The organism is Spiractinospora alimapuensis, assembly GCF_018437505.1.
GTDB classification, from domain to species: Bacteria; Actinomycetota; Actinomycetes; order Streptosporangiales; family Streptosporangiaceae; genus Spiractinospora; species Spiractinospora alimapuensis.
On the sequence record NZ_CP072467.1, the window covers coordinates 5,287,219 to 5,301,568 of the forward strand.

The following is a 14,350-nucleotide window of genomic DNA, read 5'->3' on the forward strand; positions in this document are numbered from 1 at the left end:
CTGGCTGCGGGCCGCCCATCATAGAAGCTGGCATGGTGTGTTCCCCGCCCGACCCCTCTCTGCACGGCGGTTCAGTACCGTGTCCAGCCCGCGTTCAGAACCGTGGCCGCGGGAGTGTGTTTCCCGTCCAGCGAAACGTCCAGCCACGGCCCCGAGGGTGACTTCCGACAGGCCAGAGCAGTGCGACACGGGCACTGCGACAGTGTTGGAAGGAGACGCCATGACGGAGCAGTGGCTACACGCCCCGGTCGGGCTCAACGCCCAGCGGTGGGTGACGCGAGGCGGATGTCGGACGGTGCTGGTGATCGTGCACTCGGTGGCGTGCGCGCAACGACTGATGGACCCGGTCGGACTCCTCGGTGACGACACGCGGATCCAGGTGGTGTACACGATCGCGCCGTCGATCTTCTGCCGCGGGGTGGCCGAACGGCTGCGGGCGATGGACTGTGTGGTGATTCCGTGGGGGCAGGCCGAGCAGACGCCGTTCGACCTGGTGATCGCCGCCAGCTACTGGGGGATCGAGCGCGTGCACGGGCCCCTCGTCCTGCTGCCGCACGGCGCCGGATACGGCAAGTTCATGACCCCGACGTTGACCGGTGCCGCCCCCGCGCCGCGGTCGACATTCGGGTTGGACCGGCAACGGCTGGTACACGACGGCCGCGTCATCCCGTCCGTGCTGGTGTTGGCGCACGAGGAGGAACGCCGCAGGCTCGCCGCCACGTGTCCCGAGGCGCTGAGCCAGGCGGTGGTGGTGGGAGACCCCGTGGCCGACCGGCTGCGCGAGGGGTTGTCCCACCGGGGAGAGGCTCGCCGGGGCCTGGGCGTGGACGAGGACCAACGGCTCGTCGTCGTGGCCTCCACCTGGGGGAGACAGGCGCTGCTGGGGGCCCGCTTGGACGTCCTGTCCCGGGTCAGTCAGGAGGCGCTGGAGAGTGGGTGGCGTGTGGCGCTGTTGACCCACCCCAACGTGTACGCCACGCACGGCGGCTGGCAGGTGCGGTCCTGGCTGGCACACCTGAGGGAACTCGGCTTGCTCGTGGTGCCGACGGACGTCGACTTCACGGCGGTCCTGGCCGCCGCGGACGCCGTCGTGAGCGATCACGGATCCACCACCCTGTACGCGACGCTACTGGACCGGCCCATCATGGTGTGCCCCGACGGCGGGATCGACGTGGACCCCGGGTCGCCCATCGGTGCGGTGCTGGCCCAGGCGCCCCACATCGGGGAGTCGGGTCCGGTGCTGTCGCAGGTGGAATCACTGCTCGACACCTGGACCGCCAGCACCTGGGAGCCGGTCGCGGCCCGGATCTCCTCCCACCCCGGCGAGTTCGCCGCCCGCATGCGCCACACGCTCTACGAGCAGTTGTTCCTGCGGGAGCCCCCGTGGGAGGCCCGACTTCCCCGCGACCCGTTCTCGCTCACCGATCAAGGACGGGGAGGTGAGCGTCGTGACTGAGCGACGGAGCGTGGTGGTGGGGGTGGCCAGCCTGGGCGTCACACTCCCGGTGGAGCGGTTCCCCGTCCCGCCGGGATCCACGAGCTTTCCACAGTGGATGGAGGTTGGCGTGACAGGGGTGGGTGCCAACGTCGCCAAGGCGATGGCGATCCTCGGCGGCTCGGTGGAACTGTGCACCGTGCTCGGTGCCGATCCCGCCGGGTTGCTGATCGAGGCTGACCTGCGCGCCAGCGGGCTTCTCGGCGTGGGAACGGTCATCGGCCACGGCTCGTCCCTCGCCGTGAATATGACGTCGGCCGACGGGGCGCGCCGAACCTACTCCCATCACCACCCAGTGAACGAGCACGGCTACCCGATCGACTTGTTCGAACGCGTCATCTCCGACGCCGACCTGATCGCGTTCACCACGGCCGCCTTCACCCGCGAGCTCCTGGAGCCCGCACGCCGGACCAACGCGACGATCGCCGTGGACACCCAGGTAATCGCCGATGTCAGCAGCCCAAACCGCGCCGCCTGGCTGGACGTGGCCGACATCGTGTTCTGCTCCCATGAGAAACTGCCCTGCCCGCCGGTGGCCTGGATCCGGCACATCTTCGCGACTTATCCGGGCTGCCTGATCGCGACGATCGGATGCGGCGCCCGTGGGGCTGTCATGGGGCTTCGCGACGGGACTCTGGTACACGCCGCCACGCCACTGCCCCGGCCCCTGGTGAGCACCATCGGTGCCGGCGACACGCTCTTCGCCTCCTTCCTGCATGTGTGGCTCGGCATGGGAAACCCGGTGCAGGCGCTCGCGGACGCCGTGTTGCACGCGGCGTTCACGATCGGGGACCGGTTTCCCTCACGCGGGCACCTGTCGTCCGCTCAGCTCCGTGACCTGAGTCGCAGGCACTCAGTGGAGGTCGCGATCACGCGGTGGGACGGGAATCGTGACCACCGTGGACAGCCATCAACGCCCGAGGTGGAGCAATCGTTGTTCGATTCTGGTGGCGGGGGCTTGGGAGCCCATGGTTCGTAGGAGTTGGATCGCCGCTTGGTAGTGTTCGGCGGCCTCGGAGGTTCTGCCCTGGTGGGTGGCGAGGTCGCCGAGTGCTTCGTGGGCTTCGGCGCGACCCAGCATCGAGCCCCGTTGTCGTAGTACGGCGAGTTCGGTGCATAGTTTCGCCTTGGCGTCTTGGGAGTCAGCGTCCATGGTGGCGCGGGCCAGGGCGACGCGGGCTCGGCTCAGGTGGTTGGCGTCCTGCGTCGCCTCCAGGAGGTCGACCGCTTCGCGCAGCGGTGGGCGCGCGCGGGGGCCTTGGTCGGTCGCGATGAGTGCGCGACCCAGGCCCAGCAGGGTGATGGCGCGGTCGTGGGGTTTGTCGACGTCGTCGTGGATGGTGAGGGCGGTGGTGAGGTGCGTGATGGCCGTTTGGTGATCGTCCAGCCCGAGTGCGAGGAGTCCGCGGCGTTGGCGTACCTGGGATTGGCGCCAGCGGTCACCGAGTTGTCGCCAGGTGGTTTCGCTCTCGGTGAAGGCTCGGTCGGCGGCGTCGAGTTGGTGGAGAAACCCGTGGGCGAGGCCTCGTTTGCTGAGCAGGCGGGCGCGGGTGCGTTGGTCGGAGGTGACGCGGAGTGCGGGCTCGCACGCGCGGAGCCAGTTGGCGGCGTCCCTGTGGTGCAGGTAGAGCGGCCACATGCCTTCCGCGATGCCTACCGCGGAGGCGGAGTCTTCGCCGTGGGCGGCGTGGTCGGCGCAGGCGAGGAGCGCGTCGCGTTCGCGCACCAGCCATGCCAGGGCCTCGTCCGGGGCGGCGAAGGGGCCATGGCCTGGTCCCCGGTTGGCCACGTAGGGCCGAAGTACGTGATCGGCCGCCCGAGCCCACTCGGCGTAGGCGACGCAGAGGCGGTGGAGGGCGGCCACTCGCTCACCCTCCGGCTCATGCCTGCGTGCCATCGTGAGCGCGTGTAGGGCGATCAGGTCATGAAACCGATAACGACCCTCCACCTCGGTGAGCAGACTGGCCGCCACCAACGCGGTCAAGGCCCGCTCACTGACCTCAGCCTCAAGCCCCGTCAACGCCTGCGCAACCTCCACAGAGAAATCCGCACCGGGATGCCACGCCAACCGCCGGTACGCCAACCGAGTGTCCGCGTCCAGCGCGTCATAGGACAAATCGAACGCCGCCTGCACCGAGACCTCCTCACCGCTGAGGACCGACAACCGGCGCCGTCGTCCCTCAAGATCGGCCGCGACCGCGAGGAGGGGACGGCCGCTCGCGGCCTGAACCGCCACCGAGCTCACTGCGATCGGGAGGCCGCCGCACAGAAACGCCACACGCTCCGTCGCTGGCACATCGGTGTGGGCTCCGAGGTCATCACTGATCAGGCGTAGGAGTTGCGCCGCATCGGGCACGCTCAGAGGCCCCAGATGCAGGTAGCGCGCACCGTCCATCACGAGTCCACCGAGCCGGCGTCGTGAGGTCACCACGACGACGTGCCTGCCCGCCCCCGGCAGGAGGGCACGCGCTTGGGCCGCTGAGTGAGCGTTGTCGAGCAGGATGGCATGGCGCTGCCCTGCCGTGGCCGAACGCCACCACGCCGCACGTGACGCGAACTCGGGGGGAATCGCTGCCGGTGGCACACCCAGAGCACACAGGAAGTGGGCTAGCACCTCTGTCGGGCGTACAGGTTCTCCGGAGGAAAACCCGCGCAGATCGACATAGAAGTGTCCATCGACATCGTCGAGACGGTGCAAGAAGCGCAAGGCCAACCCGGTTTTCCCCACCCCGCCCAGGCCCGCAACACACAATAGCGACGGATGGTCGCCGGACGCGCTTGTGGCGGTGACACGACCCATTTCGGCAAGTTCGCTCCGCCGGTTGACAAAGTGGGGCGAGACAGCAGGTAGCTGGTGCGGGCGCCGAATCGGGGGCGCCGGGAACACATTGACATCACCGTGCACGGCCCCCGCTTGAACCGATGTTCCGTACACCGGGTTGTCGATCGAGTTCGCAACGGGGGGCGGGGCAGCGGGATGGTTACGTCCTGGGCATTGTCCTTGCATACTCAGCGTCACCGACCCTCAGCGCTTGAATAAGGAACCTACCCAAATCCCGCGAAGATCGTGTTTTTGGGTGGGTGGATTGTGCGCGAGGTGACGGTGAGGAGCGGAGCGAAAAAAGAGGCTGCGCTTGTGGCACAGCCTTGCCCAACTAGGCCGTGTTTTTTGGAAGGTCTGCGGGGTGGGCGGGGTCTTTGGAACTCTTGGTCTCATGGTTCGACGCCATGAACTCACCGACGAGGAATGGGCTTTGCTCGCCCCGCTCATGCCCGCCCACCCCCACAAAGGAAAGCGGTGGGCCGACCACCGCAAGGTCATCAACGCGATCCTGTTCAGAACCCGCACCGGGATCCCCTGGCGGGATCTGCCCGAGCGGTACGGGCCCTGGGAGACCGCCGCCGGGCGGCACCGCCGCTGGTCACTGGACGGGACCTGGGACAGGATCGCCGAACGGCTGCGTATCGACGCCGCCACCGGCGAGGCCCTCGAGGTCGGCATCGACTCCACCACCGTGCGCGCCCACCACCACGCCGCCGGCGCCACAAAAAAGGGGAAACGGCCCGGAACGAACCGGACGGATCCGAAGCACTGGGACGCTCCCGGGGAGGACTGACCACCAAAATTCACCTGATCGCCGACAACCGTCGCCGCCCCTTGGCCATCGCCACCAGCCCCGGCCAACGCGGGGACACCCGCATGTTCGAGCCGCTAATGGCCGCGCTACGGCTACCGCGCAGCGCCGGCCGCTCACGGACTCGCCCAGACCGTCTACTGGCAGACAAGGCCTACTCCTCATCAGCGATCCGGGCCCACCTGCGCAGACGAGGCATCCGGGCGACCATCGCCCAACCCCACGACCAAAGCGCCAACCGCAAACGCAAAGGAGCCAAAGGCGGCAGACCCCCAGCCTTCGACCGGGACACCTACCGAAACCGCAACACCGTCGAACGATCCATCAACCTACCCAAACAAAACCGAGCAGTCGCGACCAGATACGACAAACGCGCCGCGATCTACGACGGAACGGTTCAACTCGCCTCCATCCGGATCTGGCTCCGCGACCTCACCCGTTCAAAAAACACGACCTAGCGGTTGGCGGTGATCAAGTTCTGTTCAGGTGACGGATTGGATGAGGGTCAGGATGTGGACCCATCCAAACGCAACCGCGTCGGGGAGGTGAGGTGGAGGCATGATCAATTTATTGATTCCTGTTCATTTGATGGATGGATGCGTGGGATTGCAACGGTAGGGGGCGGCGATGGTTAATATTCGACCGCCTTCGTCCCGCCTCCACCCCAGATCATTGCATAGCCAAAAGCCTATCGCGAACGCGATATGTAGGGATATTGGGGGGTTTCGACCTAGACGATCCGAATGAGGCTCTCGATCAGCGCGCGTACATAGGCGACCTCTGGAGAGTCGAGGTCAAGGTACTGCCGTTCCGCGATCTCGAGAGTGGTTCTCGCCGCGCGCCGGGCTCCCTGGTCGATCAACACTTGTCCCAGGAGCGTGAGGGATTGCGCGCGTTCATTGGTCAAGGCGAAGCGCTCCGCGTCGCTCAACGCCGCTGACGCGAGGTCGTGGGCGAGCGTCAGATTCCCGCGACGGTGTTCCACGGATCCGAGCCCGATCCTGCACTCAACGTGTGCTACCGGATTGACATACGTCGCGCAGAGAACTCGACACTGGGTGAAATATGTTTCAGCCTCATCGAGGTGATCTTGATTGAGATAAAGGCGGCCGATATTACTCAATGCCATGGCCTCGGTCCACGGGTCGCTGACCTCGCGGTGGATCTCCAGCGCTGTACCGAAATGAGCCAGCGCCTCCTGGTGTTTCCCGCGATAGGACAATACCTCGGCGAGATTGCCGAGGATGACCCCTTCGCGGCGCCGGTCTCCGAGTTCCCGCGCCCCCGCGAGGGCCTCGTGACACAGCGCCGTCGACTCGCGATGATATCCGAGGGACTGCAGCGCGCCCGCGAGATGGGTCTTTGTGGTGACTATGGCGCTCACATCACCCAGCCGTTCCTGGATCCGCAGAGCTTCGCTGTGTGCGGCGATGGCGTCGTGGAAGGCGCCGGATCGAAAGTGACAGGCGCCGCGTCGATCCATGCTCAGCGCGATGCCCCGCTCATCGCCAACGCGCTCGAAGAGCTCTTGGGCCCGTTTATGCAGCTCGACTCCTGCCGCGTGCCGTCCGGTGACGAATGCGATCACACCTTGCTGGTCGAGCGCCCGCGCCTCGCCCTCGATGTCGCCCGCGTTCTGCCACAGTCGTCGTGCGGTGCTGACTCGCTCGTCCGCCTCCCGCACCGCGCCGGAGCGCCACAGCGCTCGTGCCAGCTCGTAGTTGGCCTGGGCGACGTCGCGCTCCTCCCCCCGGGCCTGCCAGATGTCCAGGGCTTGGCGATGCAGGTCGACGCGCACGTCCCAGGGGCCGTGCGCGTCGATGTGCTCGGCGATCGCGTGGGTCAGGGCCGCGGCGTACCAGGCGTGGGGCCCCTGAGCGGCGTGGCCGATGACCGCGAGCACGGCGGGGATTCGCGTGGACAGCCAGGCGAACGCGGCGTCCCGTGATGTCAGCGGATGTGCCTCTGTGCTCGCGGCGGGAGCCAGCAGGTGTTCCTGTCGCATTCGGTGTGGATAGAGCGTCCGATCGGCGTGGGAGCAACCGCGCAGGTAGGCGTCCAGCATGCGCAGTGTCGCGCTCTCCCGTTCCGGAGCCGGCAGTTCCTCGCGTGCCCTGCCACGGGCGAAGTCCATGACCAGGGCGTGCGCGCGGTAGGTGCCCGCGGCCGCCCCCGTCTCCAGGAGGGATGCGCCCACCAGCTCCTCGAACACCTCCTCCGCGCGTTCCGGCTCCAGCCCGGCGAGGGCGGCACCGGCGTGGAGGTCGATCGTGAGATGGGGGTGTAGGCCTAGGCGGAGGAACGCGTCGTGCGCCGCCCGCGACAGGCTGCGCAACGAAACCGGGAACACGACGGCGAGTTGCCGGTATCCAACGCGGAACTCGCGCAGGGTGTCCTTGGCGGAGCGGAGCCGGTGAATGATGGCCGCGGCGGTCCACTCCCCGCCGGTGGTGAGTCGGGTGGCGATCAGCCGGAGCGCGAGCGGAAGGTTCCCGCAGAGCCGGACCAGGTCGGCTATCTCCGTGGTGGTGTAGTCGACCTCGTGGGAGCTCTGGTGGCGGGCGATGGTGGTGAACACGGTGACCGCCTCCTCGGTGCGGGGCTCCCGGAGTCGGAGATGGAACGCGCCGTCGATGTCCGCGAGCTGATTGCGACTGGTGATGAGCACCGCGCAGCCGGGGCCGGAGGGAAGGAGCGGCGCCACCTGTTCGGCGCTGGCCGCGTCGTCGAGCAGGAGCAGGATCCGTCGGTGGGACGTGTGGTCGCGCCACACCGCCATCCGTTGGTGGACGGTGTCGCCGGTCCTCTCCATCGGGACGCCGACCAGCTCCAGCAGCTGCCCGAGCGCTTCGAGCGCGCCCACTGGTTCCTGGTTTTCGTCGTGGCCGCGAAGGTCCACGACCCAGCTTCCATCCCCGAACTCGCCCGCCAGTCGGTGCGCGGCGCGTACGACCAGGCTGGTCTTCCCGACGCCGGGCATCCCGCTGATCACGCATACGTTCGCGGCCTGGGAGGGTTCCGCGGGTTTCAGGGCACCAAGGAGCAGGTCGAGCTCCCGCGTGCGGTCCGCGAAGTCGGCGAGGTCCCGCGGCAGGTTCGTCCGCAGCGGAGGGGCCTCGACCGTCCGGACGGTGCTCCCCGCGTGACCGTTGCTCCGCGATGCCTCACCACGCTCGCTACGCCGCAGGATTTCCTGGTTCAGGCGCACGAGATGGGGACTGGGATCTGATCCCGTCTCCTCCGCCAGTCGGCGCCGGATGCGTTGGAACTCCAACAGAGCGTCCGCGGAACGGTCGAGCAGTGCCAGTGCCCGCATCAGGTGGCCGCTCAAAGCCTCGTTGAGCGGATACTCGACACTCGCCGCGCCGAGCGTCTCCACGACGTCCTCACCTCGGCCCTGCCGTAGCGCCGCCGATGCCCACTTCCCCAGCACGGCTTGGTGTGCGCTGGTCATGCTCGTACGCATCTCACCGGCCCAGCGTCCGGGCAATCCCCCGAGCGGGTCGCCCTGCCACAGGTCCAGCGCCGTCTCCAGCATGTCGACACCGGCGTCACCGTCCTCCCGCCGCAGATAGGCGGCGGCACGGGAACGCAGCGCGGAGAACTCGAGCCAGTCCACCGAGTCATCGGTCAGATCCAGGACGTAGCCGTTGCCACGCTGACGCAGTCGGGACCTGGGAACCCCGACGGTCTCCAACCGGCGGCGCAGCCGGGTGACGTAGGTGTGCAGCGTCGGGCGCCAGGCGTCGCCGGCCTCCCCGTCCCAGAGCCTGTCGGCCAGCACGTCGGGGCTGACCGGACGCCCGGCCGCGAGGGCCAAGGACGTGAGGAGCTGCAGTTCCTTTCCGACGACGTTCACGTCTTGTCCGGCGACGATCACTTCGACTGGGCCGAGCACATGAATCCGCACCGCAACAGGCACCGCCCCTCAACGACGGAGCGGTCATTATTTCATTGCGTGGTTTTATTTTTCAACACGGCCAAAATTGGAGATCAATTCCACCGAAGTGCGGCTGGGGAATTGATCACCGTCGTTTGGTTCGTGTGTCCGGTGGCGGGGTGAGGGGGCGCGCCCACGGCTGGATTCTTGGCATCAGGCGTGGTCGGAAAGGTCAGTGGTGCCGAATCCGCGCCCGTTGGGGCGGTGAGCGGCGCACGATAAGGAGCCGGAGGAATCACATTTATCGTGCACGTCCCATGGAAATGATCAGCGTGGGGCGTGCCCATTTATCGGCCCGGGTGTGGCGGAGCGAAACCGCTAGGGTGCCTTGCGTGGGCGCGGCACCAGACATATCCGTTCGAGGGCGACGGCCCCGTGGCACGTCGCCCTCGCCGGGGTCTACTCCTCGGCCGGCAACTGCGACAGGGAGAAGTCCTGGAACGCGATCGTGGTGCTCGGGCCCGACCCACCGCCGGGGCGGCGCGCCACGATGCCGTGGTTCTCGCCCAGCTCCGGGGGATTGTTGTCCGTCCCCTCCAGGACCAGCCGGTCGTTGATCCAGAAGCGCAGCTCCATCGCGTCGCCGTCCTCGGTCTCGACGCAGGTGGCGACCAGGGTGTTCTCCGCGTTCTCCCCGTCGTCGAAGCCGGAGACCGACTGGGTGTCGACCAGCGCGGACTCCCCGCCCTCACCGGCGAGCTTGCGGATCTGCGCCTCGGCGCCGTCGCCACGCACCAGGAACTCATACGCCGTGGACTCGAGGCTGTCACTGTCGCGGTAGCAGTAGACACCCATCTGCCCCTGGGGCGGCGTGGTGACGGCGGTCATCGTGGAGGTGATCATGAGGCCCTCGTCCAGTTCGTCACCCTCGTACTCCGAGGACGCGCCCATGCGGGGGTCATCGTCGTCGGCGCGCACGATGAACGCGTTGTCGGTGTAGCCGACGCCGGCGTCGTCGTCATCCAGGTCGAACTCGTCGCCGCGTCCCCACCCGGTCTCCATGTTGGCGAAGTCGTCGTTGTAGACCACGACTCCCTCGGGTGGGCCCGAATTGGACGTGATCGCCACGATCACCGCGACCACGACGATGACCAGCGCCAGTCCGCCACCTCCGAGCGCGAACCACAGACGCCTTCCGCCCTTGCCGCCGCTGCCGTCCCCACCGGGTGTCGTGGGCGGCGCCTGCGCGGCGCCGTACCGTGGCGCGGCCCCCGACTGCGCGTACTGCGGGCCGGACCCCCCGTTCCACGGCTGCGTGCCGTTGGCGGGGGAGTGGGGAGGCTGGGGACCGGACGGGGCGTGCCCCCACTGTCCGTGGCCCTGGTTGTGGGGCTGACCGTGTCCCGGCTGACCGGTGGGTGCCTGGCCGGGGTACCCGCCGGAGTTCGCGGCCGCGGGATTCCAGTCCGGCCGGGACGGGTCGGGCATCGCCGTCGTCGGATCGTGCTGGATGTGGGCCGTCGACCCGTCGGCCGCGGGCGGTGGAGCCTGGCCCTCGGGCGGAGTCGAGAATGTGGCGGCTTGGGCCGCCGCGGTCGGCGGCGTCCACGACCGCATCACCGTCCGCCCGACGTCTCGTTCGCCGCTGTTGTCCTTGCCGACCAACTGGTCCAGGATCTGCTGGGCGGTGGGTCGACTCTCGGGCTCCTTGGACAGGGCTTCCCCGACGACCGCACGCAGCGTGTCGTCGAACCCGGAGAGATCCGGCTCGGCCGTGGAGATCTGGTGAAGCACCGCGGGAACCGTCGGAGCGTCGAACGGCGCCGTTCCGCGGCCGGCGAAGGCCACCAGACACCCCCACGAGAAGATGTCCGACGCCGGGGTGATGTCCTGGCCGAGGATCAACTCGGGGGCGAGATAGGCCGGCGTCCCCATGAGCTGGCTGGAGCGCGTGACCGCGTTGTCGTCGTCCAACGCCCGGGCGATCCCGAAGTCGATCACCTTCGGGCCGACGGAGGACAACAGCACGTTGGCGGGTTTCAGGTCCCGGTGGACCACGCCCGCACCGTGGATCGCGGCCAAGGCCGCGGCCACCCCCAACGCCAGGCCCTCCAAGGTTCCCGAGAACATGGGGCCGTCGGCGTCGATCGCCTCGGCGAGGTTGGGGCCCGCCACGTACTCCGACACGATGTAGAGGGTCTCGCCCTCCAACTGGGCGTCCAGGACCGCCGCGGTGGAGAACCGCGCCACGCTCTGCGCCGAGTGGACCTCACGGGCGAACCGGCGGCGGAAGGCTTCGTCGTCGCTGAGGTCGGGGTGGATCAGCTTCAGCGCGACCTCGCGCCCTTGGGCGTCGGTCGCCAGGTACACGGTGCCCATGCCACCGCGGCCGAGCCGACCACGGATCCGGTATTCACCCAGCTCCTCAGGATCTCCGGCGCGCAAGGGTTTGACGCGGTGGGAGCCGTTAGACGTCACGGTTGCTGTCGTCCTTCGCCGATCGGTTTCGCCTACGTCGCCTCGATGGTCGGTCCCACCGCAACGCTGCGGCCGGTCGTTCGAGGGGCCGGGAGCGGTTCCTCGGGGCCGGTCGGCGGCGCGTCCCGTGCGCGGGGGTGGCGTCGGGAAAGGGAGGGAGGGGGCCACCACGAAGAATCTAACAGTTCTTCCGGGAGTCGATCACGGCTATAATGGGAACACAGGTTCGAAAAATACTTCCCAATGTGTTCCATTGAAGCTGTCGGTGGACAACCGACGTCACCCCCGGGGGAGTGCGGGCGATGAGCCGGATGGTGGGTTCAGAGGTCGAGGTGTGGATACGGGACGGGCGCCCCATCGGGTTCGCCTGGCAGGGGAGGACCTATTCGGTGCGCTGGATCGTGGACCACTGGGTCGTGCTGTGCGACACCTGGTGCACCGAGGCTGAGACGGTGCTGCCGCACCGCGAACACTGGCGCCTGCACGCGGGCTCCCACAGCACGGAAGGGGTGTACGAGCTCAGCCACCACGCGGAGAACGACCGCTGGTCACTGGTGCGTGTGTGGGACTGAGGCGCCGTCGACGCTCAGGTGACCAACTCCCGAATCATGGGGTCCAACGTGGCGGCGATCAGTTCGGGGTCGGTGAGGATGGCCAGGTGGTGCGCGGCCTCGCGTACCACTGGCCACCCGGCGTCCGTCGCCGCGTCGGCCTCCGCCGCGTAGGCGTCGCTCAACCGCAGGTAGTAGGCGCGCCCCGGGACCGCGACATGGCGCGGCGAGGCGGGTTCCTCGAAGTAGGAGAAGGGGACCGCCGGCAGCTCGGCGCAGAACTCCGTGCGCGTGCGCGGGTCGGGCAGTAGTTCCCGGATCGCGTGGGGAGGGAACCACTCGTTCCACGGTGGCAACCGGTCTCCGGTCGCGAGCTCCCTAAGGTGGTCGACCAGCTCCGCAGGTGCGGTGTCCAGCCAGCTCAGCCCAGGACGGGGAAGCTGCGCGTCTACGTAGATGGCGCCCCGGACCGGAGCCGTGACCAGAGCGGCCGCCTGCGGAAGTATCGGGCCGGCCCCACTGTGGGCGACGAGTACGACCGGTTCCTCACCGTGTCCCGCCGCGGCGACGGCCGCGGCGAGACGGGAGCCGAAGGGTGGGGCGTCGTCGAACACGTGTGACAACGTGGGCACGACACCGCCCCACCCCCGGGCCCGCAGCAGCGCCGCGACCCGACGCCAGGACGACGGCCCGACGAGTGGGCTGTGCACGAGCACGACACGCGCGAGGCTTCTCACGGAACAACCCCCCTCGCGTCCATGGTGCGGCAGGCGCCGCCCGATGGCCACAGCCTCTGGTGGGGCCGCGTTGGGCGCGGTCCCCGTCAGGGAAGCGTGGGGCGGACCCTGTGCGTGCCGGTGGCGCCCTCGATGGCGGCGCCGACACGCAGCACGTCCGCCTCTCCCAGGTGGGGGCCGACGATCTGCAGACCCACCGGCAGACCGGACGGGCTGAAGCCACCGGGGACCGACAACGCCGGGCAACCGGTGAGGGAGATGAGGTAGCAGGATCGCATCCAGTCGAGGTAGGTCTCCTGCACCACACCGTCGATGTCGGCGGGGTACTCCTCGTCGGCGTTGAACGGCGTCACCTGGCTGACCGGCAGCAACAGCGCGTCGTAGCGCTCGAAGAACTCCCGCATCCGGTGGAAGACCTCGGTGTGCAGCCGCTCGGCGCGGGCCACGTCCTCACCGGTCAGGTCCCGGCCCATCTCGATGTTCCAGATCACGCTGGACTTCACCTGCTCGGGGTGCCGGTCCAGGATGGGGCCGTACTCGCTGGCGAAGATCCACGCCCGCAGGGTGCGGAACGCCTCGTCCGCCCCGGTGAGGTCGGGATGGGCCTCCTCGACCTCACCGCCCAGCGCGCGTACCACGTCCAGTTGCGGCCGCAGAGTGTCAAGGACGGCCCGCTCCGAGGAGAACAGACCGCCCAGGTCCTCACTCCACGCGAAGCGCATCCCCGACAGGTCGGTTGGCCCGAGTGCGGCGAACGGGGCGGGGTCCTCGGTGACCGCGATCGGACTGCGGGAGTCGGGCCCGGCGATCACCGACAGCAACAGCGCTGTGTCGTCGACGGTGCGGCCCATCGGGCCCTGCACAGAGAGGGTGGCCCAGCCCAGGCCGTTCGGCCACACGGGGACCCGGCCGGGCGTGCTGCGCAGGCCGACAACGTTGTTGAACGCCGCCGGGTTGCGCAGGGACCCTCCCATGTCCGAGCCGTCGGCGAGCGCGAACATTCCGGTGGCCAAGCCGGCCGCGGCGCCGCCGCTGCTCCCGCCGGCCGACTTGGAGGTGTCATACGGGTTGACCGTGGTTCCGAACACCGGGTTGAAGGTGTGGGATCCGGCCGCGAACTCCGGGGTGTTCGTCTTCCCCAGCGAGATCGCGCCCGCCTCCCGCATCCGCTCCACCACGAGTGAGTCCTGGTCCGGTACGTGCTCGGAGTAGATGGGGGAGCCGTAGGTGGTGCGCACGCCCGCCGTGTCGTGGGTGTCCTTGTGCGCCACCGGAACACCGTGCAGGGGGCCTACCGGCTCACCCGCGGCGAGCCGGTCATCCGCCTCCGCCGCGCGCTCCAAGGCGCGTTCCCCGTCGTTCGTGACGACGGCGTTGACAGCGGGGTTGACCGCCTCGATGCGCTCGAGGTGGGCCTGAACCACCTCACGGGCGGACACCTCACGGGACCGCAGCATCGCGACGAGTTCCCGTGCTGTCCGGTCGGTGATATCCAAGAGAACCTCGCTGCGGGTCAGGGATCGTACGAGTGCACTCCTACCCAATCCCAGTGCCGCCGCGGACACTATGGCAGG

Annotated in this window: 9 protein-coding genes; 4 read left to right on the top strand and 5 right to left on the bottom strand. The window is 68.5% G+C overall.

Annotation, left to right across the window (positions count from 1 at the left end; translation table 11 throughout):
• Positions 1-220: 220 nt before the first annotated feature.
• Positions 221-1,456, top strand: coding sequence for a hypothetical protein (locus J4H86_RS24660; protein WP_236540716.1), 1,236 nt, complete (start codon positions 221-223; stop codon positions 1,454-1,456).
• Positions 1,449-2,474, top strand: a complete 1,026-nt coding sequence (locus J4H86_RS24665; RefSeq protein ID WP_236540717.1) for a carbohydrate kinase family protein — start codon at positions 1,449-1,451, stop codon at positions 2,472-2,474. The genes J4H86_RS24660 and J4H86_RS24665 overlap by 8 nt, the downstream gene beginning before the upstream one ends.
• Here the strand turns inward: J4H86_RS24665 and J4H86_RS24670 are convergent.
• Positions 2,406-4,079, bottom strand: a complete 1,674-nt coding sequence (locus J4H86_RS24670) for a hypothetical protein (RefSeq protein ID WP_236540718.1) — start codon at positions 4,077-4,079, stop codon at positions 2,406-2,408. The genes J4H86_RS24665 and J4H86_RS24670 overlap by 69 nt on opposite strands.
• A gap of 631 nt (positions 4,080-4,710) precedes the next feature.
• On the opposite strand from J4H86_RS24670, the gene J4H86_RS24675 reads away from it, so the two are divergent.
• Positions 4,711-5,588 (top strand): IS5 family transposase gene (locus tag J4H86_RS24675; protein ID WP_394356414.1). Its coding sequence is split into 2 segments (ribosomal slippage): positions 4,711-5,079 and positions 5,082-5,588, totalling 876 coding nucleotides; the frame shifts between segments, so codons are not numbered across the junction.
• A gap of 272 nt (positions 5,589-5,860) precedes the next feature.
• Here J4H86_RS24675 and J4H86_RS24680 read toward each other — a convergent pair.
• Entirely contained in the window at positions 5,861-8,989 is a 3,129-nt protein-coding gene (locus J4H86_RS24680) for an AfsR/SARP family transcriptional regulator (RefSeq protein ID WP_236540719.1), read from the bottom strand.
• 480 nt (positions 8,990-9,469) lie between these two features.
• Positions 9,470-11,488, bottom strand: coding sequence for a serine/threonine-protein kinase (locus tag J4H86_RS24685; RefSeq protein ID WP_236540720.1), 2,019 nt, complete (start codon positions 11,486-11,488; stop codon positions 9,470-9,472).
• A 302-nt stretch (positions 11,489-11,790) separates the two neighbouring features.
• Here J4H86_RS24685 and J4H86_RS24690 point away from each other — a divergent pair, with 302 nt between their 5' ends.
• On the top strand, positions 11,791-12,060 hold the full coding sequence (locus J4H86_RS24690; RefSeq protein WP_236540721.1) for a DUF6504 family protein: 270 nt from the start codon (positions 11,791-11,793) through the stop codon (positions 12,058-12,060).
• Positions 12,061-12,074: 14 nt separating this feature from the next.
• Here the strand turns inward: J4H86_RS24690 and J4H86_RS24695 are convergent, their stop codons facing one another.
• Together J4H86_RS24695 and J4H86_RS24700 are read right to left on the bottom strand one after the other, a co-directional pair.
• Positions 12,075-12,776, bottom strand: a complete 702-nt coding sequence (locus tag J4H86_RS24695) for an alpha/beta fold hydrolase (RefSeq protein ID WP_236540722.1) — start codon at positions 12,774-12,776, stop codon at positions 12,075-12,077.
• A gap of 86 nt (positions 12,777-12,862) precedes the next feature.
• The gene (locus tag J4H86_RS24700; RefSeq protein ID WP_330932452.1) at positions 12,863-14,272 is read right to left on the bottom strand and encodes an amidase; all 1,410 of its coding nucleotides are present in this window, start codon (positions 14,270-14,272) and stop codon (positions 12,863-12,865) included.
• Between the last annotated feature and the right edge of the window lie 78 nt (positions 14,273-14,350).

Excerpts from the sequence above, each read along its gene's own strand:
- J4H86_RS24660 (WP_236540716.1), top strand. The coding sequence starts at position 221 with ATGACGGAGCAGTGGCTACACGCCCCGGTCGGGCTCAACGCCCAGCGG.
- J4H86_RS24690 (WP_236540721.1), top strand. The coding sequence starts at position 11,791 with ATGAGCCGGATGGTGGGTTCAGAGGTCGAGGTGTGGATACGGGACGGG.